At 73.6% G+C, this 26,515-nt stretch carries 19 protein-coding genes; 6 read left to right on the top strand and 13 right to left on the bottom strand.

Annotation, left to right across the window (positions count from 1 at the left end; all coding sequences use genetic code 11):
- Window positions 1-11: 11 nt before the first annotated feature.
- The 5 genes from E4U91_RS21030 to E4U91_RS21010 form a co-directional block, all read right to left on the bottom strand.
- Window positions 12-1,781, bottom strand: coding sequence for a serine/threonine-protein kinase (locus tag E4U91_RS21030; RefSeq protein WP_168218139.1), 1,770 nt, complete (start codon window positions 1,779-1,781; stop codon window positions 12-14).
- A gap of 103 nt (window positions 1,782-1,884) precedes the next feature.
- Complete coding sequence (locus E4U91_RS21025) at window positions 1,885-3,576, bottom strand: serine/threonine-protein kinase (protein ID WP_137308264.1); 1,692 nt, start codon at window positions 3,574-3,576, stop codon at window positions 1,885-1,887.
- 95 nt (window positions 3,577-3,671) lie between these two features.
- A complete protein-coding gene (locus tag E4U91_RS21020) occupies window positions 3,672-5,468 on the bottom strand; it encodes a serine/threonine-protein kinase (RefSeq protein WP_137308263.1) in 1,797 nt (598 codons plus the stop codon).
- A 170-nt stretch (window positions 5,469-5,638) separates the two neighbouring features.
- Complete coding sequence (locus tag E4U91_RS21015; protein WP_137308262.1) at window positions 5,639-8,113, bottom strand: protein kinase; 2,475 nt, start codon at window positions 8,111-8,113, stop codon at window positions 5,639-5,641.
- Between the two features lie 201 nt (window positions 8,114-8,314).
- The gene (locus E4U91_RS21010) at window positions 8,315-10,324 is read right to left on the bottom strand and encodes a serine/threonine-protein kinase (RefSeq protein WP_137308261.1); all 2,010 of its coding nucleotides are present in this window, start codon (window positions 10,322-10,324) and stop codon (window positions 8,315-8,317) included.
- A 246-nt stretch (window positions 10,325-10,570) separates the two neighbouring features.
- Here E4U91_RS21010 and E4U91_RS21005 point away from each other — a divergent pair, with 246 nt between their 5' ends.
- Complete coding sequence (locus tag E4U91_RS21005) at window positions 10,571-11,617, top strand: serine hydrolase domain-containing protein (RefSeq protein ID WP_137308260.1); 1,047 nt, start codon at window positions 10,571-10,573, stop codon at window positions 11,615-11,617.
- Window positions 11,618-11,770: 153 nt separating this feature from the next.
- Here the strand turns inward: E4U91_RS21005 and E4U91_RS21000 are convergent, their stop codons facing one another.
- A complete protein-coding gene (locus E4U91_RS21000; protein ID WP_137308259.1) occupies window positions 11,771-13,477 on the bottom strand; it encodes a glycerol-3-phosphate dehydrogenase/oxidase in 1,707 nt (568 codons plus the stop codon).
- A 282-nt stretch (window positions 13,478-13,759) separates the two neighbouring features.
- Here E4U91_RS21000 and E4U91_RS20995 point away from each other — a divergent pair, with 282 nt between their 5' ends.
- Window positions 13,760-14,968, top strand: a complete 1,209-nt coding sequence (locus E4U91_RS20995; protein WP_137308258.1) for a nucleotide sugar dehydrogenase — start codon at window positions 13,760-13,762, stop codon at window positions 14,966-14,968.
- A 276-nt stretch (window positions 14,969-15,244) separates the two neighbouring features.
- Here E4U91_RS20995 and E4U91_RS20990 read toward each other — a convergent pair whose 3' ends face one another.
- The 4 genes from E4U91_RS20990 to E4U91_RS20975 all read right to left on the bottom strand — a co-directional run bounded on the left by E4U91_RS20990 (window position 15,245) and on the right by E4U91_RS20975 (window position 20,165).
- On the bottom strand, window positions 15,245-16,369 hold the full coding sequence (locus E4U91_RS20990) for a GuaB3 family IMP dehydrogenase-related protein (RefSeq protein ID WP_137308257.1): 1,125 nt from the start codon (window positions 16,367-16,369) through the stop codon (window positions 15,245-15,247).
- Window positions 16,370-16,552: 183 nt separating this feature from the next.
- Window positions 16,553-18,061, bottom strand: a complete 1,509-nt coding sequence (gene guaB, locus E4U91_RS20985; RefSeq protein WP_137308256.1) for an IMP dehydrogenase — start codon at window positions 18,059-18,061, stop codon at window positions 16,553-16,555.
- A gap of 153 nt (window positions 18,062-18,214) precedes the next feature.
- Window positions 18,215-18,805, bottom strand: coding sequence for a sigma-70 family RNA polymerase sigma factor (locus tag E4U91_RS20980; protein WP_067240270.1), 591 nt, complete (start codon window positions 18,803-18,805; stop codon window positions 18,215-18,217).
- Window positions 18,806-19,553: 748 nt separating this feature from the next.
- Window positions 19,554-20,165, bottom strand: coding sequence for a response regulator transcription factor (locus E4U91_RS20975; RefSeq protein WP_003948568.1), 612 nt, complete (start codon window positions 20,163-20,165; stop codon window positions 19,554-19,556).
- A gap of 380 nt (window positions 20,166-20,545) precedes the next feature.
- Between E4U91_RS20975 and E4U91_RS20970 the strand changes: the two genes are divergently transcribed.
- On the top strand, window positions 20,546-20,872 hold the full coding sequence (locus E4U91_RS20970) for a WhiB family transcriptional regulator (RefSeq protein WP_137308255.1): 327 nt from the start codon (window positions 20,546-20,548) through the stop codon (window positions 20,870-20,872).
- 137 nt (window positions 20,873-21,009) lie between these two features.
- On the opposite strand, the gene E4U91_RS20965 is transcribed toward E4U91_RS20970, so the two are convergent.
- Complete coding sequence (locus E4U91_RS20965; RefSeq protein WP_137308254.1) at window positions 21,010-21,927, bottom strand: LysR family transcriptional regulator; 918 nt, start codon at window positions 21,925-21,927, stop codon at window positions 21,010-21,012.
- A gap of 80 nt (window positions 21,928-22,007) precedes the next feature.
- Here E4U91_RS20965 and E4U91_RS20960 point away from each other — a divergent pair, with 80 nt between their 5' ends.
- The 3 genes from E4U91_RS20960 to E4U91_RS20950 all read left to right on the top strand — a co-directional run bounded on the left by E4U91_RS20960 (window position 22,008) and on the right by E4U91_RS20950 (window position 24,352).
- Window positions 22,008-22,676 (top strand): MOSC domain-containing protein, encoded by a 669-nt coding sequence (locus E4U91_RS20960; RefSeq protein WP_137308253.1) that lies wholly within the window; start codon window positions 22,008-22,010, stop codon window positions 22,674-22,676.
- Window positions 22,677-22,770: 94 nt separating this feature from the next.
- The gene (locus E4U91_RS20955; protein WP_137308252.1) at window positions 22,771-23,544 is read left to right on the top strand and encodes an SDR family NAD(P)-dependent oxidoreductase; all 774 of its coding nucleotides are present in this window, start codon (window positions 22,771-22,773) and stop codon (window positions 23,542-23,544) included.
- Between the two features lie 100 nt (window positions 23,545-23,644).
- The gene (locus E4U91_RS20950) at window positions 23,645-24,352 is read left to right on the top strand and encodes an ester cyclase (protein ID WP_137308251.1); all 708 of its coding nucleotides are present in this window, start codon (window positions 23,645-23,647) and stop codon (window positions 24,350-24,352) included.
- Between the two features lie 85 nt (window positions 24,353-24,437).
- Here the strand turns inward: E4U91_RS20950 and groL are convergent, their stop codons facing one another.
- Complete coding sequence (gene groL, locus E4U91_RS20945) at window positions 24,438-26,060, bottom strand: chaperonin GroEL (RefSeq protein WP_137308250.1); 1,623 nt, start codon at window positions 26,058-26,060, stop codon at window positions 24,438-24,440.
- 138 nt (window positions 26,061-26,198) lie between these two features.
- Window positions 26,199-26,507, bottom strand: coding sequence for a co-chaperone GroES (gene groES, locus E4U91_RS20940; protein ID WP_039652762.1), 309 nt, complete (start codon window positions 26,505-26,507; stop codon window positions 26,199-26,201).
- Window positions 26,508-26,515: the final 8 nt, after the last annotated feature.

Genomic DNA, 26,515 nt, shown 5'->3' with positions numbered 1-26,515 from the left:
CGCCCGCCCGGTCAGAGCGTGTCCACGTCCAGGTTGGCGATCGCGGTGCGGGCCACCTCGCGGCCCCGGCCGGTGAAGTCGCCCTTGCCCGGATAGGACACGGTGAGCTTGTACATGTCCCCTGCGGAGGACCGGTAGTAGAAGATCTGCACCTCGCGCGGGAGGGGGCTGCGGCTGTCGTCGGTGACGTACCTGACCGTGTTCCGGGCCGCCTTCCTGCCGTGGAAGGTGACGTTGTCGTCGGTCGCGGTGCGCGGGTGCTCGGGCATGTCGAGGCGGTAGTCGCCGCTCGCGAGGAAGTCGCCGTTGTCGGCGTACATCTCGGCCGCCGCGGACTCCTTGATGTCGGTGCCGCGGTCCTCCGACCTGCGGGCGACGGACAGCGCCAGGGAGATCGCGCCGCTGGGGTCGGTGTAGGCGACCCAGTGCCCGTCGTCCGGCGCCTTCTCGGGCACGCTCCGCACGTACGCGTCGGGGTGGGCGACCGTGGCCGTGAGGTCCTTCTCGTGGCCCTTGGACCAGTGGTCGGGCAGCGGCCCGGCGAAGGGGTCGGCGAGCACCAGGTAGGCCGCCACCGCCGCGGCCACCACGGCCGCCCCCAGCCCGATCCACGCCGTGCGCCCCAACGACCGCCTCGGGCCTGGGACTTCCACCTCGCGCACGACCGGCGCCGGCTGCGGCACGGGCGGGTTCGCCGCGGCCTGGAGCAGCGCCCGCACCCGGGCGGCGTCCGGGCGCCGGGCCGGGTCCTTCTCCAGCAGCCCGTTGATGGCCTCGGCGAGCGGACCGGTCGCCGCGGCGGGCGGCGCCGGCACGGCGTGCAGCACCGACTGGAGGGTGGCGGGGGTGTTGCTGCGGCGGAACGGCGAGACGCCTTCGGTCGCTGCGTACAGCACGACGCCCAGCGACCACAGGTCGGACGCGGGTCCCGGCCGCCGGCCCAGCACCCGCTCGGGCGCGATGTACTCGGGGGACCCGACGAACCCGCCGGTGTCGGTGAGGTTGCTCTCGCCCTCGATGTGGGCGATGCCGAAGTCGGTGAGGACGACGCGGTCGTGGCGGCCGAGCAGCACGTTGTCCGGCTTCACGTCCCGGTGCAGGATGCGCGCCGCGTGCGCGGCCTCCAGCGCGCCGAGCACCTCCAGGCCGATCCGGGCCGCCTCGCGGGCGTCGAGCGTGCCCTCCTGGAGGACGTCGCCCAGGGAGCGCCCGTGGACCAGCTCCATCACGATCCACGGGCGGCCGTCGACGACTGCCACGTCGTGCACGTTCACGACGGCGGGGTGGTCGAGGCGGGCCGCCGCGCGTGCCTCGCGGCGCATCCGCTCGAAGGCGTTGGCCCGTTCCCGCTCGGGGAGGTGGTCCGGTACCCGCGGCTCCTTGACGGCGACCTCGCGGTCCACCGTCTCGTCCTCGGCCCGCCACACGGTGCCCATGCCGCCGTGCCCGAGCCTGGCCAGCAGCCGGTAGCGCCCCGCGACGAGGCGCCCGACCCCGGGGTCCTGGGAGACGGGCGGGGGCGCGGCCGGGGCCGGGGCCTGGCCCGGTGCGGGCGTTTGCGTGGGGGACACGGGGGCCGCCGGTGCCGGGGCCTGCCCGGTGGGCCCGGAGGCCGAGGCCCACGCGGCGGACGCGGGAGACGCGGAGCCCGGTGCCTGCGCGGGAGACTCCGGGGCCGTCGGGGCCGGGCCCTGGGCCGGTACCGGCGCCGGCCGTGGCGGCTGCAGAACGAAACTCGTCGTGTCCTCGGCCCCGTGCGGGGCTCCCCCGTTGCTGCTCATGCGTCCATCCCTATCGCGCCCGGCGCCCGCCGCTCCACTCCCGGGCCCCACCGGTCACAGAGCCGTGACGTACCGGGCACGTGCCCGCTGCCCCCCCGTGGCCTCACGGGGCCATGAACGTGTCGACGGCCACGTCGAAGTACTCCCGCGCCTCGCGCACCTTGCCGACCGGCGCCGACACCCACACGTCGTAGAGCCGGTCGCCGTCCTCCCAGCACAGGTCGTAGGTGTGCCGGGGGCCCTCCGCCGCGCTGAAGCCGTTCCAGGTGAACTCCCAGAGCGCGGCGGGCCGTCCGCCGTGCGTGGTGTCGGTGACCACGCCGTCGCGGTAGCCGGGGTTGGTGTCGGTGCCCTCGGCGGCGGCGCGCTCCATCACGGCGTGCGGACCGCCGGGCCCGGGTGCGGTCACCTTGACGCCGAGGCGGAACGCGCCGTCCGGGGAGAGGTAGAAGACCCGTTCCCCCTGCGGGCTGCGGGTGAAGCCGTCCGGCACGGCGAGCGCGAACCCGGCCGGGTCGTCGGCGATGCGGTACCCGGAGGGCGCCGCCTGCCGGGCGTGGGAGGCCGGGGACACGGGCGGGGCCGGCACGGGACCGCGCGTCACGGTCACGGTGGGGTGCGGCGTGGCGGTCGCGGTGGGGGTCGGCCCGCGCGTACCGCTGCCGGTCGCGCCGTGCGGCGCCGAGCTGGCCGGGGTGCCGCCCCCGTCGCCGCCGCCGTGCATGAGCAGCGCGGCCGCCGACAGGCCGGCCCCGGCCAGCGCGGCCACCAGCAGCGCGGCGATCAGCGCGCCCCGCTTGGTGCGCGGCGGCCGGTCCCGCGGGACCGGCCGGTCGGCGGGCGCGGACGGCTCCTGCCCGAACGCACCGGCCGCCTCGCCCGGCGGCTTCCGCCGCGGCGGACCGGCCTGCGGCACGTCCCGCTGGGTCGGCGTGCGGTCGGCGGGCGCCGCGGGCACGCGTCCGGTGTCCCGGTAGGCGCGCAGCATCCGCTCCGCCTCCACCGCGTCCAGCCGCCGCTGCGGATCGCGCTCCAGCAACCCCCGTACGACGGGCAGCAGCGGCCCCGCCTCGGCCGGTGTGCGGATCTCGTCGAAGACGACGGCGTGCAGGATGCCGCCCAGCGAGTCGCGGCGGAACGGCGAGCGGCCGCTCAGGGCCGTGCACAGCAGCGCGCCCAGCGACCACAGGTCGGACTCCGGGCCGGTGCGCTCGCCGGACATGCGCTCCGGGGCGGTGTACTCGGGCGAGCCCACGAACGAACCCGTCTCGGTGAGCGTGGTGGCGCCCGCGACCTGGGCGATGCCGAAGTCGGTCAGGACGACCCGGCCGGTGCCGGACTCGATGAGGACGTTGGCGGGCTTGATGTCGCGGTGCAGGACACCGGCCTCGTGCGCGGCGCGCAGGGCACCCAGCAGGGCCAGGCCGATCCGCGCCGCCTCGGCCACGTCGACCGGGCCGTGCTCGGCGATCCGGTCGGCGAGCGAGCCGCCGTCGATCAACTCCATGACGATGTAGGGGCGTTCGTCCTCCACCACCACGTCGTGCACCACGATGATGTGCGGGTGGTGCAGCTGGGCCACCGCGCGGGCCTCGCGCAGGGTGCGGTCGCGGCGGTCGCGGGCGTCGGTGTCGTCGAGGGAGGCGTCCTGGGAGAGTTCCTTCACGGCGACGCTGCGGCCGAGCAGTTCGTCGGTCGCCCGCCACACCACGCCCATGCCGCCGCGCCCGAGCCGTGTCCGCAGCCGGTACCGGCCCGCGATCACACGGCGGTCCTCGTCCCCCTCGGTCCCCATGGGCCCCATCATGCCGCACCGGACGGTCCGCCTCCGGGGCGGTGACCGGCCAACTCCCGTGCCCCGTGGCGGCCCCGCGGCCACCGGGGCCGGGATCAGGAGGCGCCGGCGGGCTCCCGCCAACTGCGCAGCACCGACTCGAACTGCTGGGCGGTGGTGTCCCAGTCGTCGGCCGGCGAGGAGATGTACAGGACGTACTCGGTGCCGTCCCGCCCGAGGTACGTCTCCTCCTTCGCGCGCCGCGGCCCGGGGAAGTCGGTGTCCTTGGCGAGCGCGGTCCAGGTGTACTCCCACTCGGAACCCGGGCGGTCGCGGTAGACGTTGCGCTCCAGCGTCACCCGCCGGTAGTCCACGAGCCGCTTCAACTGCGTGTCCAGGTCGGCCTGGTGCTCGTAGGCGTCGTCGTAGTCCGGGGAGGTGTCCACGGCGATGCGCACGAAGTGCTCGCCGCCGTCGGGCGTGTAGTCGACCTGCTTGAGGTCGCCGTCGTCCTGGTACACCACGCGCTTCCAGCCCTGGGGCAGGGACAGCCTGAAGCCCAGCGGGTCGGTCACCGGCTGCCAGGAGTCGGGCGAGGTGCCGTCGGTCGCCGACGGGCTGGGCTGCGAGGGGCTCGGCGCGGAGGGACTCGGCGACAGGGTCGTACGGCCGTCGCCCTGGTCGTGCCGCCCGGAGTCCCACTGCTGGAGCACCACGGCGGTACCGCCGCCGATCAGCGCGGCCACGGCCACCACGAGGGCGAGCGTGCGCAACCGGCGCCGCCGCGGCGGCTGCTGGGGACGCGTGGCGGTCCCCGGCCCCGGCGGCGGCCCCATCGGGGTCGGCCCCACGGCGGTCGGACCGGTCACCGACGGCTGCGGCACGGGCGTGTGCGCGAGGGACGAGTACGGCAGGGGCGTGTGGGAGGGCGGCGTGTGCCCGTCCGGCGTCCTCGGGCCGTACGGCGCCCCGGTCGCCGCGTCGATGCCGCCGGGGTGGGTGCCGCTCGCGTAGGGCGTCCGCCCGCTGCCGCTGTCGTAGCCGGGCCGGAGGTCGGGGCCGTACTGCGTCGGCACGTACGCCTGGGCCTCGTGCGGGCTGCGGCCCTCGGCGGCCTGGGCGAGCAGGTGCTCGGCCTCGGCGGTGCCGGGGCGGGAGGCGGAGTCCTTGCGCAGCAGGGCGGTGATGACGGGGCCGAGCGGACCGGCGTACCGTGGCTCGGCGGCCTCCTCCTCGACGACGGCCTGCATGGTGGACAGCGGGGACGTGCGGCGGAACGGCGAGCGGCCCTCGACGGCCGTGTACAGGGTGGCGCCGAGCGCCCACAGGTCGGAGGACGGGCCGGGGTCCTGGCCGCGGACCCGCTCGGGGGCGAGGTAGTCGACGGAGCCGACGACCTCCCCGGTGCGGGTGATGGTGGTGTCGCCGTCGATCTGGGCGATGCCGAAGTCGGTGAGCAGGACCCGGCCGTCGTGCGAGAGCAGGACGTTGCCGGGCTTGACGTCGCGGTGCAGGACGCCGGCGGAGTGCGCGGCGCGCAGGGCGCGCAGCACCCACAGGCCGATCCGGGCGGCCTCGGCGGGCTCTAGGCGGCCCTCCTGCTTGACGGCGTCGGCGAGCGAGCGGCCCTCGACCAGCTCCATCACGATCCAGGGGCGGCCGTCGTGTTCGAGCACGTCATGCACGGTGACCACGGCGGAGTGGTTGATCCGGGCGGCGGCGCGGGCCTCGGCCCGGGTGCGCGCGAGGAGGGCCGGCTGTTCGCTCTCGGAGACGTAGAGCGCGGCGGTCAGCTCCTTGATGGCGACGGCCCGGTGCAGCAGCTCGTCGTGGGCGCGCCACACCCGGCCCATGCCGCCGCTGCCGATGGAATCGGCGAGCCGGTAGCGGCCCGCGAGGAGCAGGCCCTGCATCTGATTCACGTTGCCCCGCAATGCTCTTGACAGGGTCAGCGTAAGGATTGCCCACCGTCCACGGAACCAGCGGGGTGCCAAGGAGACCGCACTGTGACGGTTGTCGCTTCCGGCCCGCGGCGGGAACCGGAGCCGCCACCGGGCCCCCGCCGCCGTCGGCCCCGTGCCGGTCAGCCCGTGTACTGGTAAGTAGCCTGCGCCTGCTCGTAGATGCGGGTCACCTCGTCGCGCTCGGCCTCCGGGCCGCGCACCTGGACGACGTGGTAGCGGCCGTCGAGCAGCAGCGCGAGGTTGCGCACGTACAGCTCGCGCCCGCCGGTCCCCGTCCAGGTGAACTGGCCCTCCGCCATGACGCGTTCACCCACCTGGGTGGTCCGCAGCCCGGAGGCGGTGGCCCAGCTGGAGTCCCGGTACGGCTGGAGTTCGCTCTCCTTCTCCCGCTGGTAGACCATCGGATCGCCGCCGTACCGGGCCGAGGAGTCCCGCCCGGGGACGACAATCAGCTCGAAGTCCCCGTGGGAGTACACGACCTGGGCGCGCCCGTTCTTCGGCGTGCGGTCCCAGCCGTCGGCCACGGCGACGCGGAAACCGGCCGTGTCGGTGCGCAGCGTGAAGCCGTTGGCGACGGCGGGGCCGGAGCCGGACGGGGTCCCGGCGGTGGGACTGCCGCTGCCGCGCGGCGCGGGCGAGGTCTGCTCGGGCCGGGGTTCGCTGCTGCTGCTCGCCGCGGGCGGGTCGCTGACGGTGCCCGTGCCGGTGTTCTGCGCGGTGCCGTCCCGCTCGCCCGCCTTGGGCATGAACAGCACCGCGTACGCCACCGCCGCCGCCAGCACCAGCAGGATCAGCACGAGCAGGGTGCGGCCCAGGCTGCGGGGCGAACCGCTCGCCTCGTGCCGTTTGTGCCGCCCGTGGTGCGCGGGCAGCCCGGCCTTGCGGCGGCGCACCAGCTCGCCCTTGCGCCGGATGATGGGCAGCCGGCGCGGATCGGCCGGCGGCGCGGCGATCACATGGACGCCGGCCTCCGGTTCGGGCGCCGAACGCACCAGGGAGCGCAGCCAGCCGCTGAGGAGCTCCACGTCGGGGCGCTCGGTGGGGTCCTGGCGCAGCAGCGACTCCACGACCGGCCGCAGCGGCCCGCACTCCTCGGCGAACGCCGGCGGCTCCGCGCACACCAGCTGCACCAGCTCGGCGGTCGAGTCCTCGGGATAGGGCGCGTGGCCCTGGACGGCGCGGAACAGCAGGGCGCCGAGCGCCCACAGGTCGGTGGCGGGTCCGATGGGCGCGGCCAGCTGCCAGTTCTCGTGCACGGGACCGGCCTGTTCGGGCGCCCACCGCTCGGTGACCGGGCCGACCACGGCCATCCGGGCCTGCCGTGCCCGCTCGGCGGCGAGCGCGGTGGCGGGCCCGCGCGGGGCGGGCGTCCCGGTGGCGGGGTCGTCCCAGCGGGCGGGCCGCGTCCCCTGCTGTTCCCCCGTGCCGGGGCCCTCACCGGGGCCGGGGAGCTGCCGGCCGCCGTCGTACGGGGCCGGGGCGGGCAGGCCCGCCGGGGCTCCGCGCACCCCGTAGGGGTCGGCGATCTGCCCGGGCGGCTGACCGCCCGGCTGCGCGAGCCCGCTGCCGTACGGCGACGTCGGCGCGCCCTGCGCCGGGCCGCCCTCGACCGGGGTGCGGGCGCCGGGGAGCGCCGCCCGCCGGCCCTGCTGGGCTTCCTGGGCCTCCTGGATGCGGGCCGCCGCCCGCGCGCCCGCCCGGTACGCGGCGATGGCCCCGGCCCGCGCGGCCCGGATGTCCTCGGTGCTCTCCAGCGCCCGGGGGGCGAGCGCGCCACGGGACCCGGGAACGGCCGGGGAGGTGCCCCCGGGGGGCACGGGCCGCGCACTTGGAGCGGCCCCGGGTGCGCCGCGCGGGGCGGGTGGGGGCGCGGGGAGCCGGCCCGCCGCCCGCGCCTCGATGGCGGCACGGCGCGCGGCCTCGGGGTCGACCGCGCCGCCGGGTGCACCGGCCGCGCCGCCGGGACCCGGGCTGGGCCCGCCGTCGTCCTCGGCCGGCACGGGGTCGTACCCGCACAGCGCCTCCTCGGCCGCGCCGACCGCGAGCCCGGTCAGCATGATCCGGCCGTCGTCGCAGACCAGGACGGTGCGCGCGGTGATGTTGCGGTGCACCCAGCCGTGCGCGTGCAGCACCCGCAGCGCCATCAGCACGTCGGAGGCGACCTCCGCCGCCCGGTACGGCGTCAGCGTCCGCTCGGCGAGCAGCGCCGCGAGTGGCCGCGCGGCCACCAGCTCGCTGACGATCCACAGCGAGCCGCCGTCGGCGAACACGTCGAAGACCTGGTCCAAGCGGGGGTGGTCGGGGATGCCGGCGGCGGCCTGCGCGGCCTCCACAGCGCGCCGCACGACCGGGTCGGACGGCCTGCGCGTGCTCGCGCCGGGCATCCTGCGCTCACGGGCGGTGAACCCCGCGGGCAGTCCCTCCGCGTCGAGCACTTCGGCCTCGACGACCTCGGGCAACGGCACCTGGCGGACCAGGACTTCCTGTCCGCTGTAGGTGTCGAAGGCCCGGCTCTCGGTGAGTTCGTACTCGTCGGCGGGCGGCAGCGGCAGGCGGTAGCGGTCGGCGAGTACCCGCCCCGCATAGTCGTCCACGTGTGCCTCCCCCAGCCGCCCGGTCGGTCAAATCCGTTCGTGTCACGCACCGTTGTGGGCATCCGGCCGGATGCGTACGGTCCGCAAGCACTCACGATACGTGCCGGAGGCAACCCGCAAAGTGGGGATGCCAGATCTCGCCTCCCCGGCCGCTCCTTCCACGGCTTCCCGCCGCGCCGCGGCCCGAACGCCGACCCGCCGTCACTTCTTCGGCTGGAACGTCTCCGAGAGCGTCTTCCAGGTGGCCGCCCGCTCGGCACTGTTCCAGTCGGCCGCCTTCGCCGTGTACATCAGCCCGTAGCCCTGGTGGTCGTTCACCACGAAACCCCGGTCGATCGTCCGGTACGCGGTGCCGCCGTCGACGTAGGTGAACTCCCAGTCGGCCGTGTTCCAGTCGCGGTAGTCCACCTTGGCTATCCGGATCTTCTGGTACTGCGAGCGCACCATGCCGCGCTCCTGGTTCTTCCAGTCGGCGACCGGGTCGTCCTTCGGCTCGGTCGTCCAGGCGACGAGCAGCTTCTGCCCGTTCGGCCCGGTGAACCGGTCACCGGCGGAGGAGGTCTTCTGGAACGTCCACCCCTGCGGCAGCCCGATCGAGTACCCCTGGCCGCCCTTGTGCGTGGACACGGCCGTGCTCTTGCCGCCCGCCGACGTGCCCGCGCCGGTGCTGCCGCTCGTCCCGGACCCGCTGCCCGGCTCGGCGGCGGAGGAGGTCCCGGTGGGCGCGGACTGCGAGGCCGACCCGTCGGTGCCGGTCCCGCCGCTCTTGTCCTCCTTGGCGCCGGGGCTCCGGCCGGCGACCGAGCTCGCCCCGGGGCCGCCCTTGGCGCCGTCGGAACCGTCGTCGTCCCCACCGCCGAGGGTGAGGGCCAGCACCGTGCCGAGCACCGCGAGCGCCGCCACCACAGCGATGATCACCAGTGTGCGTCGCGGCACCACGTCGGTGAGCGGCGCCCGGGGCACCGGCCTCGGCGGCAGGTCGGCCGGCGGCGTCATCACGGGCCAGCCCGAACTGCGGCCCCCGCCCGAGCCGGTGGTGCCGGCGTCGTCCGCACCGCCCGCCGTCCCGGCGGACGCCGACCGCACGGAGGTCGTCGCGGCCGTGCCCGTGGACCGCGTCCCGCCGGAGCCGGCCGTGTCCGCCGTGTCGACCCCGCCCGCGGCCGTCCCGCTCGCGGACCCGTCACGCGTCCCGGCCGCCGAAGCCGCCGTCCCGCCGGCCGCGGCCGCCTTGCGCACGGACCGCAGCGCCCCGCGCAGCTTCTCGCCCGAACCGCCCTTCTCCCGCGTCCCGTCCGCCTGCTTCGGCAGCGGCACGACCTTCGTCGCGTCGGCCGGCTCGGACTCCTTCGGGTCGCGCGCGAGGACCACCGCGTTGAGCATGGCGCGCGCCCCGGCGTCGTCCAGGCGCCGCTCCGGGTCCTTGGTCAGCAGCCCGTAGATGACGTCCCGCAGCGGACCGGCGTTCTTCGGCTCCTCCAACTGCTCGGTCATCACCGCGGTGAGCGTCGCGATCGCCGAGCCCTTGTCGTACGGCGGGGTGCCCTCGACCGCCGCGTACAGCAGCCCTCCGAGCGACCACAGGTCGGCCGCCGGGCCGGGCTTGTGCCCGCGCGCCCGCTCCGGGGCGATGTAGGAGGGGGCGCCGACGAGCATGCCGGTGGAGGTGATGGACGGGTCGCCCTCGACCTGAGCGATGCCGAAGTCGGTGAGCACGACCCGGTCAGTGCCGGACTCCAGCAGCACGTTGGACGGCTTCACGTCACGGTGCAGGATGCCCTCGCGGTGCGCGGACCGCAGGACGTCCAGGACCGCCAGGCCCACCCGGGCCGCCCGCTTGGGCTCCAGCACGCCGTCCTCGCGGATCACCTCGGCGAGCGACTTGCCCTCGACGAGCTCCATCACGATCCACGGCCGGTCGTCCTCGTCGACCACGTCGAAGACCGTCACCGCGCTGTTGTTGCGGATCCTGGCGATGGCCTTGGCCTCGCGCAGCGTCCGGGTGATCAGCCGGCGCTTCTCGTCCTCGTCGATGTTCGACGGGAACCGCAACTCCTTGACGGCGACCGTCCGTCCGAGCGTCTCGTCCTCCGCGCGCCACACCGTACCCATGCCGCCGCGGCCGAGTACGTCTCCCAGCCGGTACCGCCCGGCGAGGAGACGTGCGCTCTTGTCCTGACGGGATGCTCCCGCCCGCTCCGCCTCCGACATGCGTCCCCTCAAGCAACCCGCCCTGACAGAGCCTCCATTGTCCCTCACCCGACAAGTGCCCAACGCCCCGGGTTCCCCTGTCCGGACCTCTTGCACGGCACATTTCGGCCAATAGGTGCGACACAGTTCGGCCGCGGGCTGCGACACGCCCGGAGCGGGGCCCTCCACAACTCCCCCTGCCACCCGCCACCACGGCGCACAGGGAGCGCGTGCAGGATGGGGCGCGCCCCCACGAGAGGACCCGCGATGCCGCCGCTGCTTCGAAGCCTGCGGGTCATACCCCTGGCCCTGGTGCTCCTCTGGCTCACCACGAGCGCCTCGCAGAGCGCGTCCCCGGCACCCGCGGACGCCCTGCTGCCGCTGCTGCTCACCCGGGGCGGGGTACCCGCCGCCGCCCTGCTGGCCCGTGGGGAGAACGGCACCCGCTACGCCGAGGCGGGTCCGGGCATCGCACGCGACGACCACTTCCGGGCCGGCAGCGTCACCAAGACGTTCGTCGCCACCGTGGTGCTCCAACTGGCCGCCGAGCACCGTCTGTCGCTGTCCGACCCGGTGGAGCGGTACCTGCCCGGCCTGGTGCGGGGGGCCGGCAACGACGGGCGCGCGCTGACCCTCCGTTCCCTGCTCACCCACACCAGCGGCCTGTACGACTACACCCGGGACACCAGCGGCACGGCGCCCGTCACCGCGCTGGAAGCCGTCCGTCTCGCCGTCACCCACCCTCCGGCCGACCGAGGCCGCTTCGCCTACTCCAACACCAACTACGTCCTGCTCGGCCTGGTCGTCGAACAGGTCACGGGCCGCTCCTACGCCGCCGAGGCCGAGCGGCGGCTGCTCGCTCCACTGGGTCTGACCGGCACCTCCTTCCCCGGGTCCCGCAGGACCCTTCCCCCGCCGCACGGCCGGGCCTTCGCCGCCGACGGCTCCGACGTCACCGAGCTCGACCCGCGGACGGCCGGGGCCGCGGGTTCGCTGGTGACCACGCTCGCCGACCTGGACCGCTTCTACGCGGCGCTGCTGGGCGGCCGGCTGCTGCCCCCGCGCTGGCTGCACGAGATGCTCGACACCCGTGCCGCACACGGCGTGTACGGCATGGGCCTGTTCCCCCAGCGGCTTGCGTGCGGCGTCACCGTGTGGGGGCACAACGGCCGCATAGCGGGCAGCTACGTGCGCAGCGCGGCCACCCCCGACGGCCGGCGTGTCCTGACCTTCCGGGTGAACACGACGGCGATCGCAGATCCCGGCCTCGAACCGGCCCTGCTCGCCGCCGAGTTCTGCCCTCGCACCCCGTAGAACGAGCGGGCCCCGAACGGAGATCCCGGACCACTACACCCGTTCGAGTGAATCGGCCGGGCGCCGGCTGTCACCGCGGCCGAGCGTGCGCCGCATGCCGGGCCCGGAGGACAGGTCGCCGTCGGATCCGCCGGGGAACCGAGCACCGGCCCGTCACAACGGCACGATGTCCGGCGCCCCCAGCCGCGCCGCGTCCGCCGTGTGGTCGTCCGGCTGGAGCTGGGACTCGCGCTCGGCCTCCACCCGCTTCTCGTAGTGTTCGACCTCGCGCTCGATCTGGTCCTTGTCCCAGCCCAGCACCGGCGCCATCAGCTCCGCCGCCTCACGGGCCGAGCGCGCCCCGCGGTCGAAGGTCTCGATGGAGATGCGGGTGCGCCGGGTCAGCACGTCGTCCAGGTGACGGGCACCCTCGTGCGAGGCGGCGTAGACGATCTCGGCGCGCAGGTAGTCGTCGGCGAACTGGAGCGGCTCGCCCAGCGACGGGTCGGCCGCGACCAGGTCGAGGACCTCCTCGGCCAGGGACCCGAAACGGTTCAGCAGGTGCTCGACCCGCACCACGTGCAGTCCGGTGCGGGCGGATATCCTCGCCCGCGCGTTCCACAGCGCCCGGTACCCCTCCGCGCCGAGCAGCGGGACGTCCTCCGTGACGCAGTCGGCGACGCGCAGGTCGAGCCCGTGCACCGCCTCGTCGACGGCGTCCTTGGCCATGACCCGGTACGTCGTGTACTTGCCGCCGGCCACCACGACCAGGCCGGGCACCGGGTGGGCCACGGTGTGCTCGCGCGACAGCTTGCTGGTGGCGTCCGACTCGCCGGCCAGCAGCGGCCGCAGCCCCGCGTACACCCCTTCGACGTCGTCCCTGGTCAGCGGCACCGACAGCACCGAGTTCACGTGCTCCAGGAGGTAGTCGATGTCGGCGCTGGACGCGGCCGGGTGGGCCTTGTCGAGGTCCCAGTCGGTGTCGGTGGTGCCGATGATCCAGTGCCGGCCCCACGGGATGACGAACAGCACCGACTTCTCGGTGCGCAGGATCAGTCCGCTGGTGGAGTTGATGCGGTCCTTGGGCACGACGAGGTGGATGCCCTTGGACGCCCGGACGTGGAACTGCCCGCGGGAGCCGACCATCGCCTGGGTGTCGTCGGTCCACACGCCCGTGGCGTTGACGACCTGCTTGGCGCGGACCTCGTACTCGCCGCCGCCCTCGACGTCCTGCACCCGGGCGCCGACGACCCGCTCGCCCTCGCGCAGGAAACCCGTGACGCGCGCGCGGTTGGCCACCTTCGCGCCGTAGGCCGCCGCCGTGCGGACCAGGGCCGCGACGAAGCGGGCGTCGTCCATCTGGGCGTCGTAGTACTGCAGCGCGCCGACCAGCGCGTCCTTCTTCAGCGCGGGGGCGACGCGCAGGGCGTGGCGGCGGGACAGGTGGCGGTGCGTGGGCAGGCCCCGGCCGTGCCCGCGGGCCATGGACATCGCGTCGTAGAGGGCGACGCCCGACCCGGCGTACAGCCGCTCCCAGCCCTTGTGCTGGAGCGGGTAGAGGAACGGCACCGGCTTGACCAGGTGCGGCGCCAGGCGCTCCAGCAGCAGACCGCGCTCCTTGAGCGCCTCCCGCACGAGGGCGAAGTCGAGCATCTCCAGGTAGCGCAGGCCGCCGTGGATGAGCTTGCTGGACCGGCTGGAGGTGCCCGAGGCCCAGTCGCGGGCCTCCACCAGTCCCGTGGACAGGCCGCGGGTGACCGCGTCGAGGGCCGTGCCCGCGCCGACCACCCCGCCTCCCACGACCAGCACGTCCAGTTCGCGCTCCGCCATGGCCGCCAGTGACTCGGCTCGCTGCGCCGGCCCCAGTGTCGCTGTCCTCACCGCTGCCTCCCGCTGTCCGTCGCGTCGGCCGCACCTTCAGGGCGAGGCCCGGTCTTCCTTCCCCATGCCCAAATTCTGACCGGGATGCCCGACATCAGCCACCACTCGCCCCCAGCCTGTGGACAACCCCCACGGGAGCGGAACGGACCGGCCGGAAAACACAGTCGATCAATCCCACATAACGGTCATATTTACTCCTAGTCTGACATTGCGCTCGCTCGTCCTGTCCACAGGGCTTGCGTGCCTGCCCCGCTTCGGTTACTGGGAAGGACGGCCCACGCCATGCCCGCAGATCTCGCCGTCATCGGACTCGGCCCGCTCGGCCTGCCCCTCGCCCAGGCGGCGGTCGCGGCGGGCATCCCCACGCTCGGGTACGCCACCGGGCCCGAGGCCGGCTCCGTCAGCCCCGCCGAACTGCGCCGGATGCTCTCGGGGGGCTTCCGGCGCACCGCCAACGCGGCCGAGCTGGGGAGGGTGCGCACAGCCGTCATCTGCGCGCCCACCCCGCGCGACGCGGACGGCGGGCTCGACCTGAGCCTCGTGGAACAGGCCGCGCGCACCCTGGCGGGGCACCTGCGGCCGCACACCACGGTCATCCTGGAGTCGCCGGTGCCGCCCGGGACCACGGAGGACTTCCTGCGGCCGCTGCTGGAGGAGACCTCGGGGCTGCGCGCCGGGCGCGACTTCCAGCTCGCGTACTCGCCCTGCCGCGTCGACCCCGGCAACCGGGTCTTCACGCCCGGCAACACGCCCAAGGTGATCGGCGGCCTCACGCCCGCGTGCACGGAGTCCGCCGCCGCGTTCTACAGCCGGCTGACCGAGAAGGTGGTACGCGCGCGTGGGCTGCGCGAGGCGGAGACCGTGCAGCTCCTGGAGACCAACTTCCGGCACGTGAACATCGCGCTCGTCAACGAGATGGCCGTGCTGTGCCACGAGTTGGGCGTCGACCTGTGGGACGTCATCCGCTGCGCGGAGACCAAGCCGTTCGGGTTCCAGGCCTTCCGGCCGGGGCCCGGGGTCGGCGGGCACGCGGTGCCGCTCGACCGCGCCGGGCAGGCCGGCGGCCCGCTGCGCATGGTGGAACTGGCCCAGCAGGTCAACAGCCGCATGCCGCGCTACGTCGTCCAGCGCGCGGCCGCGCTGCTCAACGAGCACGGCAAGTCCGCCCGGGGCGCGCGCGTGCTGCTCCTCGGCGTCACCTACAAGCCCGACCTCGCCGACCAGCAGGGCACGCCCGCGCGGGAGATCGCGATCCGGCTGATGGAGCTCGGCGCGTCCGTCAGCTACCACGACCCGCACGTCCCGTCCTGGAGCGTCCTGGACCGCCCGGTGCCCCGCGCGGACTCCCTCTACGAGGCCGCCGCCGACGCCGACCTCACGATCCTCGTCCAACAGCACCGCACGTACGACCTCCAGGGCCTGTCGGTGAAGGCCCAACTCCTCCTGGACACCCGCGGCGCGACACCGACGGGGGCGGCGCACCGGCTGTGAGGGGGGGCGCGAGGTGGTGCGCGGTCCCTGGACTGCTGGCACAGGGGTGGGGGCGCCGGTAATCTGGCAACAGGTGGAGCCCACCGCAGCGGGTACTGCGGCAGGCTCCTGATGGTTCACGGGTGTCCGTCCCTACCTCTCATAGGGGCGGCCGCTCACCATCCGAAAAGTCGCAAGATCCACCACCCGCGGGTCCGACCCGCCGCGGCCACGTACGCAGAAGGGCCGGTCACCCCCCTCAGGGGAGTGACCGGCCCTTGCGTCTGCCCGGTGGGGCTAGCGGCGGTGCTGGGAGTCCGCCACCGTCACCTCGACCCGCTGGAACTCCTTCAGCTCGCTGTAGCCCGTCGTGGCCATCGCGCGGCGCAGGGCGCCGAAGAGGTTCATGGAGCCGTCGGGGGTGTGGGACGGGCCCGCGAGGACCTCCTCGATCGTGCCGACCGTGCCGAGGTCGACCTTCTTGCCGCGCGGCAGCTCCTCGTTGACGGCCTCCATGCCCCAGTGGTGGCCCCGGCCCGGCGCGTCCGTCGCGCGGGCCAGCGGGGAGCCCATCATCACGGCATCGGCGCCGCAGGCGATCGCCTTCGGCAGGTCGCCGGACCAGCCGACACCGCCGTCCGCGATCACGTGCACGTACCGGCCGCCGGACTCGTCCATGTAGTCGCGGCGGGCCGCCGCCACGTCCGCGACCGCCGTCGCCATCGGGACCTGGATGCCCAGCACGTTGCGCGTGGTGTGCGCCGCGCCGCCGCCGAAGCCGACCAGCACGCCCGCGGCGCCGGTGCGCATCAGGTGCAGCGCCGCCGTGTACGTGGCGCAGCCGCCGACGATCACCGGGACGTCCAGCTCGTAGATGAACTGCTTCAGGTTCAGCGGCTCGTGCGCACCGGAGACGTGCTCCGCCGAGACCGTCGTGCCGCGGATGACGAAGATGTCCACGCCGGCGTCCACGACCGCCTTGGAGAACTGCGCCGTGCGCTGCGGGGACAGCGCGGCCGCCGTGACCACGCCGGAGTCGCGCACCTCCTTGATGCGCGCGCCGATCAGCTCCTCCTTGATGGGGGCCGCGTAGATCTCCTGGAGGCGGCGGGTGGCCGACTCGGCGGGCAGCTCCACGATCTCGTCGAGCAGCGGCTGCGGGTCCTCGTAGCGCGTCCACAGGCCCTCGAGGTTCAGCACGCCCAGGCCGCCCAGCTCACCGATGCGGATCGCGGTGGCCGGGGAGACGACCGAGTCCATGGGGGCGGCCAGGAACGGCAGCTCGAAGCGGTAGGCGTCGATCTGCCAGGCGATCGAGACCTCCTTCGGGTCGCGCGTACGACGGCTGGGGACGACGGCGATGTCGTCGAAGGCGTACGCCCGGCGGCCGCGCTTGCCGCGCCCGATCTCGATCTCAGTCACGTCTGTGGCCTTTCCCTGATGCGTTGCAGCGTCTTCCAGTATCGCCGACGGTCGCCGACCGTCACGACAGCGGACGCCCGGACGGACCGGGAACGCGCCGAGGGCGGCCCCGGATGGTCCCGGGGCCGCCCTCGGCGGACAGGCGTCGCACAGGCGCGGACAGGCGTCACGCGCGCGTGCGCGTCACCGCTTGGCGCTGTAGTTCGGCGCCTCGACCGTCATCTGGATGTCGTGCGGGTGGCTCTCCTTCAGGCCCGCCGACGTGATCCGCACGAAGCGGCCGTTGGACTGCAGCTCGGGCACCGTGCGGCCGCCGACGTAGAACATCGACTGGCGCAGGCCGCCGACCAGCTGGTGGACGACGGAGGACAGCGGGCCCCGGTAGGGCACCTGGCCCTCGATGCCCTCGGGGATCAGCTGCTCGTCGGAGGCGACGCCCTCCTGGAAGTAGCGGTCCTTGGAGAACGACCTGCGGTCGCCGCGGGTCTGCATGGCGCCCAGCGAGCCCATGCCGCGGTACGACTTGAACTGCTTGCCGTTGATGAACATCAGCTCGCCCGGGGACTCCTCGCAGCCCGCGAGCAGCGAGCCCAGCATCACCGTGTCGGCGCCGGCCACCAGCGCCTTGGCGATGTCGCCGGAGTACTGCAGGCCGCCGTCGCCGATGACCGGGACACCCGCCGCGCGGGCGGCCTCGGCGGCCTCGTAGATGGCCGTGACCTGCGGGACGCCGACACCGGCGACCACTCGGGTCGTGCAGATGGAGCCGGGGCCGACACCGACCTTGATGCCGTCGGCGCCCGCGTCGACGAGCGCCTTGGCGCCGTCGCGGGTGGCGATGTTGCCGCCGATGACGTCGACGCGCGTGTGGTTCGACTTGATCTTGGCGATCATGTCGCCGACCAGACGGGAGTGGCCGTGCGCGGTGTCGACGACGATGAAGTCGACGCCCGCCTCGATCAGGGCCTGGGCGCGCTCGAAGGCGTCACCGGCGACACCGACCGCGGCACCGACCAGCAGGCGGCCCTCGGCGTCCTTCGCGGCGTTGGGGTACTTCTCCGCCTTGACGAAGTCCTTGACGGTGATCAGGCCCTTGAGGACGCCCTCGTCGTCGACCAGCGGCAGCTTCTCGATCTTGTGCTTGCGCAGCAGCTCCATGGCCTCGACGCCGGAGATGCCGACCTTGCCGGTGACCAGCGGCATCGGCGTCATGACCTCGCGCACCCGGCGCGTGCGGTCCGACTCGAAGGCCATGTCGCGGTTGGTGACGATGCCGAGCAGCTTCTTGTTGCCGTCGGTGACCGGCACACCGCTGATGCGGAACTTGGCGCACAGCGCGTCGGCCTCGGCCAGCGTGGCGTCCGGGTGCACGGTGATCGGGTCGGCGACCATCCCCGACTCGGACCGCTTGACCAGGTCGACCTGGTTGGCCTGGTCCTCGATGGAGAGGTTGCGGTGCAGGACGCCGACGCCGCCCTGGCGGGCCATCGCGATCGCCATGCGCGACTCGGTGACCTTGTCCATGGCGGCGGACAGCAGCGGGATGTTCACCCGCACGTTCTTGGAGACGTACGAGGCGGTGTCGATCTCGTCGGGTGCCATGTCCGACGCGCCCGGCAGCAGCAGCACGTCGTCGTAGGTCAGCCCGAGCGTCGCGAATTTGTCGGGCACTCCGTCGACGTTGGCAGTCATGACACCTTCCCCAAATGGCCTTGATCGGTGCGGATGTCCATGCTAACGGGAAGCGGGGTGGTCTCATTCCACGGCCGGAGGCCGCCTTAGGCTTCGTACGTTCGTACGGACCGCACCAACGCCCTGTTCACGAACGGGCCAACTCCGGGCGCCCTACTGCTCGGCGAGCGCGCGCAGCCGGCTCAGCGCGCGGTGCTGCGCCACCCGTACCGCTCCGGGTGACATTCCCAACATCTGTCCGGTCTCCTCGGCGGTCAGCCCCACCGCGATCCGCAGCAGCAGCAGCTCGCGCTGGTTCTCGGGCAGGTTGGCGAGCAGCTTCTTCGCCCACTCCGCGTCGCTGCTCAGCAGGGCGCGCTCCTCGGGTCCGAGGGAGTCGTCGGGCCGCTCGGGCATCTCGTCGGAGGGCACCGCCGTGGACCCGGGGTGGCGCATGGCCGCCCGCTGGAGGTCGGCCACCTTGTGCGCGGCGATGGCGAAGACGAACGCCTCGAAGGGGCGGCCGGTGTCCTTGTAGCGCGGCAGGGCGAGCAGGACGGCGACGCAGACCTCCTGCGCCAGGTCCTCCACGAAGTGCCGGGCGTCGCCGGGCAGCCGGGACAGACGGGTGCGGCAGTAGCGCAGCGCGAGGGGGTGGACGTGGGCGAGCAAGTCGTGCGTCGCCTGCTCGTCCCCGTCGACGGCGCGGTGCACGAGTGGGCCGATCGTCCCCTGGGCAGGAGTGGCCGCCTCGTCGTCGCGCATCGGTCCATGGTGCCCTGCGGCCGTCGGGTCCGTGGCACCGCGCCCGTCGTTGTGCACCGAAGCGTTATGAGCAGGTGCGCCGGAACTCATCTCCTGCGCCCTCCCCTTCCGCTCGACCGAATCGTCCCCGAGGAACTCCACACCTCAAGGATGCGGCATCCGCGCCGAAACGAGCAGCGGCCGTCGCGACCGAGCGGGCGACGCCCCTCGCGCGGGCCCGCCGGGACGGGCGCGTGACCCCGCTCGTACGAGCCCGCCAGGACGCCGCGGGTGGCCCGTACGGCACCGGCCGGAGGGACGGGCGTCCACCACGGCCGACCTGCGCGGAACCGCCCGGCCGAGGCCGGCGCCCGGCGCGGCGGCCGGTCGCCCGGCGGCCACGCACGCGTGCGGGACGACGGGCCGCATACGGGACGAAAGGGCGCAACGCCGTGAGAAAGAACGCACCGCCGAGCCGCCGCGTGACCTCCGGCGGGCGGAGTTCCCGCCCGGCCGACGGGTCCCGGGCCGCGGGTCCCAGGCCGTGTCTTCCGGGTCAGCCGAGGGCGTCGACCGGACGGGAGGGCCCCCGCTCCGGCACGGCCGGGCGCGGGCACCCCGGTCCCGGCGGCCACGCCGCAGCGCGCAACAGTGCCGCGGTGGGCGTCGCCGCGGGGGGCGCCCCCGTCCCGTTCGGGTGGGACGGGTGCGCGTGCCGCGCCGTACGCCCCCGGGGGACGGGGCACCGGGACGAACCGGGAGACACGGCCTAGCGGACGAGACCCCACCGGAAGCCCAGCGCGACCGCGTGGGCGCGGTCGGAGGCGCCGAGCTTCTTGAACAGCCGCCGGGCGTGGGTCTTGACGGTGTCCTCGGAGAGGAACAGCTCGCGGCCGATCTCCGCGTTGGAGCGGCCGTGGCTCATGCCCTCGAGCACCTGGATCTCCCGCGCGGTGAGCGTGGGTGCGGCGCCCATCTCGGCCGACCGCAGCCTGCGCGGGGCGAGCCGCCAGGTCGGGTCGGCGAGGGCCTGGGTCACTGTGGCCCTCAACTCCGCGCGCGAGGCGTCCTTGTGCAGGTAGCCCCGGGCGCCGGCGGCGACCGCGAGCGCCACGCCGTCCAGGTCCTCGGCGACCGTCAGCATGATGATGCGTGCGCCGGGGTCGGCGGACAGCAGCCGCCGCACGGTCTCGACGCCGCCCAGACCGGGCATGCGCACGTCCATCAGGATGAGGTCGGATCGGTCGGCGCCCCAGCGGCGGAGGACTTCCTCGCCGTTGGCCGCCGTGGTCACGCGCTCGACGCCGGGCACGGTCGCGACCGCGCGGCGCAGCGCCTCTCGGGCAAGCGGGGAGTCGTCACAGACGAGGACGGAAGTCATGGCCGCCCTCCGCAGCTGATGCGCGTCACCTTGTGCCTCCAGGCTGGTACGTATCGTCACCTGTGCGGTCGACCGTCTCGGACGCCTGTCCGAGCGCTTGTGTTTTCAACCGCCTCCGCACTCTCAACGACGGTCACTCGAAAGAGTTACGGGGCTGCGTGCAGTCTTCGGCACTCTACGTGAGGGGCCGGACACGACCCGGGGAAGCGCTGCCGACCCTCAACCTTTCATCACAAGCCGTGCCCCATTCGGCCCCATTTCTTCCCTTTTCCTGGTGTCTGAGGCTAGATTCGCAATGAGTCATATTTTCATCTCCTTAGATCGTAGTTGTACGGTCGTGGGCACCGTATCCGCTCAGAACGGCTACAAGGGGTCACGCAATGGCAGATTTCTCCCGCCTTCCCGGACCGAACGCGGACCTGTGGGACTGGCAGCTGCTGGCTGCCTGTCGCGGGGTGGACAGCTCGCTCTTCTTCCATCCGGAGGGCGAGCGCGGGGCGGCCCGGAGCGCTCGCGAGAACTCGGCCAAGGAGGTCTGCATGAGGTGCCCGGTACGTGCTCAGTGCGCGGCGCACGCGTTGGCGGTGCGCGAGCCGTACGGGGTGTGGGGCGGGTTGACCGAGGACGAGCGCGAGGAGCTGATGGGGCGGGCACGCACCCGCCTCGTATCGGCGTCGAGCAGCATGGACACCGCTTCGAACAACTGAAGGAACGTTTCCGCACGATTTTCGTACGTGTCGTCACCCCTCAGTGCGCCGGCGGAGGGCATCCCGGACGTCAGGTCGGGATGCCCTCCGTGTCTTTTTCCGCCGGAGTCGTCTTCGGACGACGTGGGTCCCCGCGCTCAGCGCGGCCGCGCCGCCCGCTGCAGTTCACCCAGCGTCGCCGCCACCGCCGGCACCTGCGCCAGGTCGGGCAGGGTCAGCGCGACGATCTCGCGGCGCACCGCCGGTTCCAGCGTCACCGTGCGCGCACCGCGCGGGCGTACGGAGGCGACGGCCAGCTGCGGCAGGACGGCCACGCCGAGACCGGCGCCGACCAGGCCCACCACGGCCGGGTAGTCGTCGGTGGCGAAGTCGATGCGCGGCGTGAAGCCCGCGCCCTCGCACACCTGCACCAACTGGCCCCGGCAGCGCGGGCACCCCGCGATCCACGGCTCGTCGGCCAGGTCCCCGATGGCGACGGACCCGGCGGCGGCCAGCCGGTGCCGCTCGGGCACGAGCCCGACCAGACGGTCGGTCAGCAGCGGCCGTACGACCAGGTCGTCCCACTCCTCGGGGCCCGGGGCGCGCTCGGCGCCGGCCGGCCTCTCGTAGCGGAAGGCGAGGGCGACGTCGCAGTCGCCGGCGCGCAGCTTGTCCACCGACTCGGGCGGCTCGGCCTCCTCCAAGGAGACGCGGGTGCCGGGGTGGGCGGCGCGCAGGGCGGCCAGGGCGGTGGGGACGAGGGTCGAGCTGCCGCTCGGGAACGACACCAGCCGGACCCGGCCGGCGCGCAGTCCGGCGATCGCGGCGACCTCCTCCTCGGCCGCGGTCAGACCGGCGAGGATGCCGGACGCGTGCCGGACGAGGGCCTCGCCCGCCTGGGTCAGGCGCATCTCGCGTCCGGTGCGCACCAGCAGGGGCGTGCCGACGGACGCCTCCAGGGCCTTCATCTGCTGGCTGACGGCGGGCTGGGTGCAGCCCAGCTCGCGTCCCGCCGCGGAGAAGGAGCCCGTGGCGGCGACGGCGCGCAGCACACGGAGATGACGGGCCTCGATCACCCCCCGAGCATAAGCCAGGCTTGGGCCGCGCGCCGAATAATGCGTGGACGCTTTGACCCCGGCCCGCCTACCGTGCGGGCATGAGGCTTCTCTCCCTGAACCTGGGCCGGGCCGTGGCCGTGCCGTACACCGACCAGCCGCAGGGCCTGACCGGGATCGACAAGCGGCCCGTCGACCACCCCGTGCTGGTCACGGCGCCCGGCCCCAAGGGCACCGGGGGCAGCGGCCTGGCCGGGGACACGGTGTGCGACCTGCGCCACCACGGCGGGGACGACCAGGCGGTGTACGCCGTCGCGCGCGAGGACCTCGACGCGTGGGAGCGCGAGCTGGGGCGCCCGCTGGCGAACGGCTCGTTCGGCGAGAACCTCACCACCGAGGGGCTCGACGTGTCGGACGCGCTGATCGGCGAGCGCTGGCAGGTGGGGGCCGGGCTGGTGCTGGAGGTGACGGGCGGCCGGATCCCGTGCCGGACGTTCCAGGGCCACCTGGGCGAGCGGGGCTGGGTCAAGCGGTTCACGCAGAAGGGCGCGACGGGCGCGTACCTGCGGGTGATCGTGCCGGGCGAGATCCGCGCGGGGGACGCGATACGGGTCGTGCACCGGCCCGCGCACGGGGTGACCGCCCGGATGGAGTTCCGCGCCACGACCACCGAGCGGGACCTGCTGCCGCGGCTGCTGGACGCGGGCGGGGCGCTGCACCCGGAGGCGCTGGCGCAGGCGCGGAAGTACGTCGCGCGGCACGGCGGCTGAGCCCGCGTCACCCGGGGCGGGGCACCGCTTCCCACCTGGTGGGACGGGCCCGTGCGGACCGGACGCCGGCACTCCGGGTCACTACGCTGCTGCCATGACAACGGCTCTGATTACGGGATCGACCGCGGGCATCGGTGCCGCGTTCGCGCGGCGGCTGGCGGCGGACGGGCACGACCTGGTGCTCGTCGCACGGGACACCAAGCGGCTGCGGGAGCAGGCGACCGAACTGCACGACCGGCACGGCATCGAGGCGGAGGTGCTGACGGCCGACCTGGCGGCCGACGCGGGCATCGAGGCGGTCACCGCCCGGCTCGGCGACCGGCGCCACCCCGTCGACCTGCTGGTCAACAACGCCGGCTTCGGCAACAAGGGCCGTTACCTGGAGGTCTCGCTGGCCGACGAGCTGCGGATGCTCAAGGTGCACTGCGAGGCGGTGCTGCGCCTGACGTCGGCGGCGACGGAGTCCATGCGGGACCGCGGGCGCGGGGGCGTCGTCAACGTGGCGTCGGTCGCCGCGTTCGTGCCGCGCGGGACGTACGGCGCCTCCAAGGCGTGGGTCGTGCAGTTCACCCAGGGCGTGGCGCGGGACCTCGGGGGCAGCGGGGTGCGGCTGATGGCGCTGTGCCCCGGGTTCGTGCGCACGGAGTTCCACGAGCGGGCCGGGATGGGCACGGACAACATCCCCGGCTGGATGTGGCTGGACGCGGACAAGGTGGTCGCGACGGCGCTGCACGACCTGGCCCGCGGGCGGACGCTGTCGATCCCGGACCCGCGCTACAAGGCGCTGATGGGCGCGGCGAAGCTGGTGCCGCGCGGGATGCTGGGCGGCCTGTCGTCGCGGACGGGGCGCAAGTACGGGCCGCAGTGAGACCGTCCCGGGCGGGCTGCCGGTGACCGGGGGCGCCGTGCGCCCGCCGGTGGGAAAATGGGCGCGACGGTACCCGACCACGGGGGACCGGAGGCGTGCCATGACCTTCGTACAGCTCATCGAGTGCAGGACGAGCCGGCTGGACGAGATGAACCGGCTCATGGACGAGTGGGTCGAGAAGACCAGGGGGAAGCGGACGGCGACGCACGCGGTGGTCGGCACGGACCGCTCGGACGCGTCGCACGTCGTCGAGATCGTGGAGTTCCCGTCGTACGAGGAGGCGATGCGGAACTCGAACCTCCCCGAGACCGACGAGGTCTTCCGGGACATGGTCGCCCTGTGCGACGAGATGCCGACGTTCACCGACCTGGAGGTGGTGCGCGACGCGCAGCTCGCCGAGGACACCGCGCGGCGGTTCTTCGAGGTGCTCGCCACCCCGGGTGACCTGCCCCCGCTCAACGACCTGCTCGACGAGGACGTGCACAGCGTCGATCCGGTCAACCCGGAGCCCACGATCGGGCTGGACGCGGTGCGCGCCGAGTTCCGGATGTGGCGCGGCGCCTTCGACTTCGTGTTCACGGTCGAGGACCTGGTCGCGCAGAGCGGCCGGGCCTGCGCCCGCTGGACCTGGAACGCCACCCACACGGGCGACTTCCTGGGCATCGCCCCCACCGGCGAGCGGGTCACCATGACCGGGATGACGATGTGCGGCTTCGGTTCTGACGGCAAGATCACCGAGCTGTGGTGGCAGCACGACCAGCTGGGGCTGATGCGGCAACTGGGGGCGCTGGAGCCGCTGGAGCGGTGACCCGGGGCCGGGGGAACGCGCGGTGCCCGGCACCCCCCGTGAGGGGTGCCGGGCACCGTTCGTTCAGCTCAGGCCAGCTCAGGGCTCAGTGGGAGTGCCCGTGGCTGTGGCCCGCGGCCGGCTCTTCCTCTTCCTTCTTCTCGACGACCAGGGTCTCGGTCGTGAGCAGCAGGGAGGCGATGGAGGCGGCGTTCTCCAGGGCGGAGCGGGTGACCTTGACCGGGTCGATGACGCCGGCCTTGACCAGGTCGCCGTACTCGCCGGTGGCGGCGTTGTAGCCGCTGCCCTTCTCGAGCTCGGCGACCTTGGAGACGATGACGTAGCCCTCGAGGCCCGCGTTCTCGGCGATCCAGCGCAGCGGCTCGACGGCGGCCTTGCGGACCACGGAGACGCCGGTGGCCTCGTCGCCGGTCTTGTCGAGGTTGCCCTCGAGGACCTTGACGGCGTGGACCAGGGCGGAGCCACCACCGGAGACGATGCCCTCCTCGACCGCGGCGCGGGTCGCGGAGATGGCGTCCTCCAGACGGTGCTTCTTCTCCTTCAGCTCCACCTCGGTGGCGGCGCCGACCTTGATCACGCACACGCCGCCGGCCAGCTTCGCGAGGCGCTCCTGGAGCTTCTCGCGGTCCCAGTCGGAGTCGGTGTTCTCGATCTCGGCCTTGATCTGCGCGACGCGGCCCTGGACGTCGGCGGAGTTGCCGCCGCCGTCGACGAGGGTGGTGTCGTCCTTGGTGACGGTGACGCGGCGGGCGGAGCCGAGCACGTCGATGCCGACCTGGTCGAGCTTGAGGCCGACCTCCTCGGAGATGACGGTGGCGCCGGTCAGGACGGCCATGTCCTGCAGCATCGCCTTGCGGCGGTCACCGAAGCCCGGGGCCTTGACGGCCACCGCGTTGAAGGTGCCGCGGATCTTGTTGACGACCAGGGTCGACAGGGCCTCGCCCTCGACGTCCTCGGCGATGATCAGCAGCGGCTTGGAGGAGTTGGTCTGGATGACCTTCTCCAGCAGCGGCAGCAGGTCGGCGATGGAGGAGATCTTGCCCTGGTTGATGAGGATGTAGGGGTCCTCCAGGACGGCCTCCATGCGCTCCTGGTCCGTCACAAAGTACGGCGACAGGTAGCCCTTGTCGAAGGCCATGCCCTCGGTGAAGTCCAGCTCCAGGCCGAAGGTGTTGGACTCCTCGACGGTGATGACACCGTCCTTGCCGACCTTGTCCATCGCCTCGGCGATGAGCTCGCCGACCTGCTGGTCCTGGGCGGACAGCGCGGCGACGGCGGCGATGTCGGACTTCTCGTCGATCGGGCGGGCCGAGGCGAGCAGGTCCTCCGAGACCGCCTTGACCGCGGCGTCGATGCCCTTCTTCAGGGCGGCCGGGGAGGCACCGGCGGCGACGTTCTTCAGGCCCTCGCGCACCAGCGCCTGGGCGAGCACGGTGGCGGTGGTGGTGCCGTCACCCGCGATGTCGTTGGTCTTGGTCGCCACCTCCTTCACCAGCTGGGCACCGAGGTTCTCGTACGGGTCCTCGATCTCGACCTCACGGGCGATCGTGACACCGTCGTTGGTGATGGTGGGGGCGCCGAACTTCTTGTCGATGACGACGTTGCGGCCCTTGGGGCCGATCGTCACCTTGACCGTGTCGGCCAGCTTGTTGACGCCGCGCTCGAGGGCGCGACGGGCGTCCTCGTCGAACTTCAGGATCTTCGCCATGACAGCGGGAGCCCTCTCGAAATCTTGGGCGGAAAAACCGGGTGTAATGAGCCGCGCCCCCGGCGCCCGGCTGATTAATGGTCGCGGGGGCCAGGGGCGCAGATCTAGCAAAGGCGCTTCACGAGGAAGCGGGGTGAACTACTTCTCGATGATCGCGAGCACGTCGCGAGCCGAGAGGACGAGGTACTCCTCGCCGTTGTACTTCACCTCGGTGCCGCCGTACTTGCTGTACAGGACGACGTCGCCGACCTTGACGTCGAGCGGCAGGCGCTCTCCGTTCTCGAAGCGGCCCGGGCCCACGGCGAGGACGGCGCCCTCCTGGGGCTTCTCCTTCGCGGTGTCCGGGATGACCAGGCCAGAGGCCGTGGTCTGCTCGGCGTCGAGCGGCTGGACCACGATGCGGTCCTCGAGCGGCTTGATGGCAACCTTGGAGCTGGCGGTCGTCACGATCCGAC

Source organism: Streptomyces lasalocidi (genome assembly GCF_005280215.1).
Classification (GTDB): Bacteria; Actinomycetota; Actinomycetes; order Streptomycetales; family Streptomycetaceae; genus Streptomyces; species Streptomyces longwoodensis.
The sequence above is the reverse complement of the archived record's forward strand: the minus strand, read 5'-3'. Positions and strand labels throughout refer to the sequence as shown.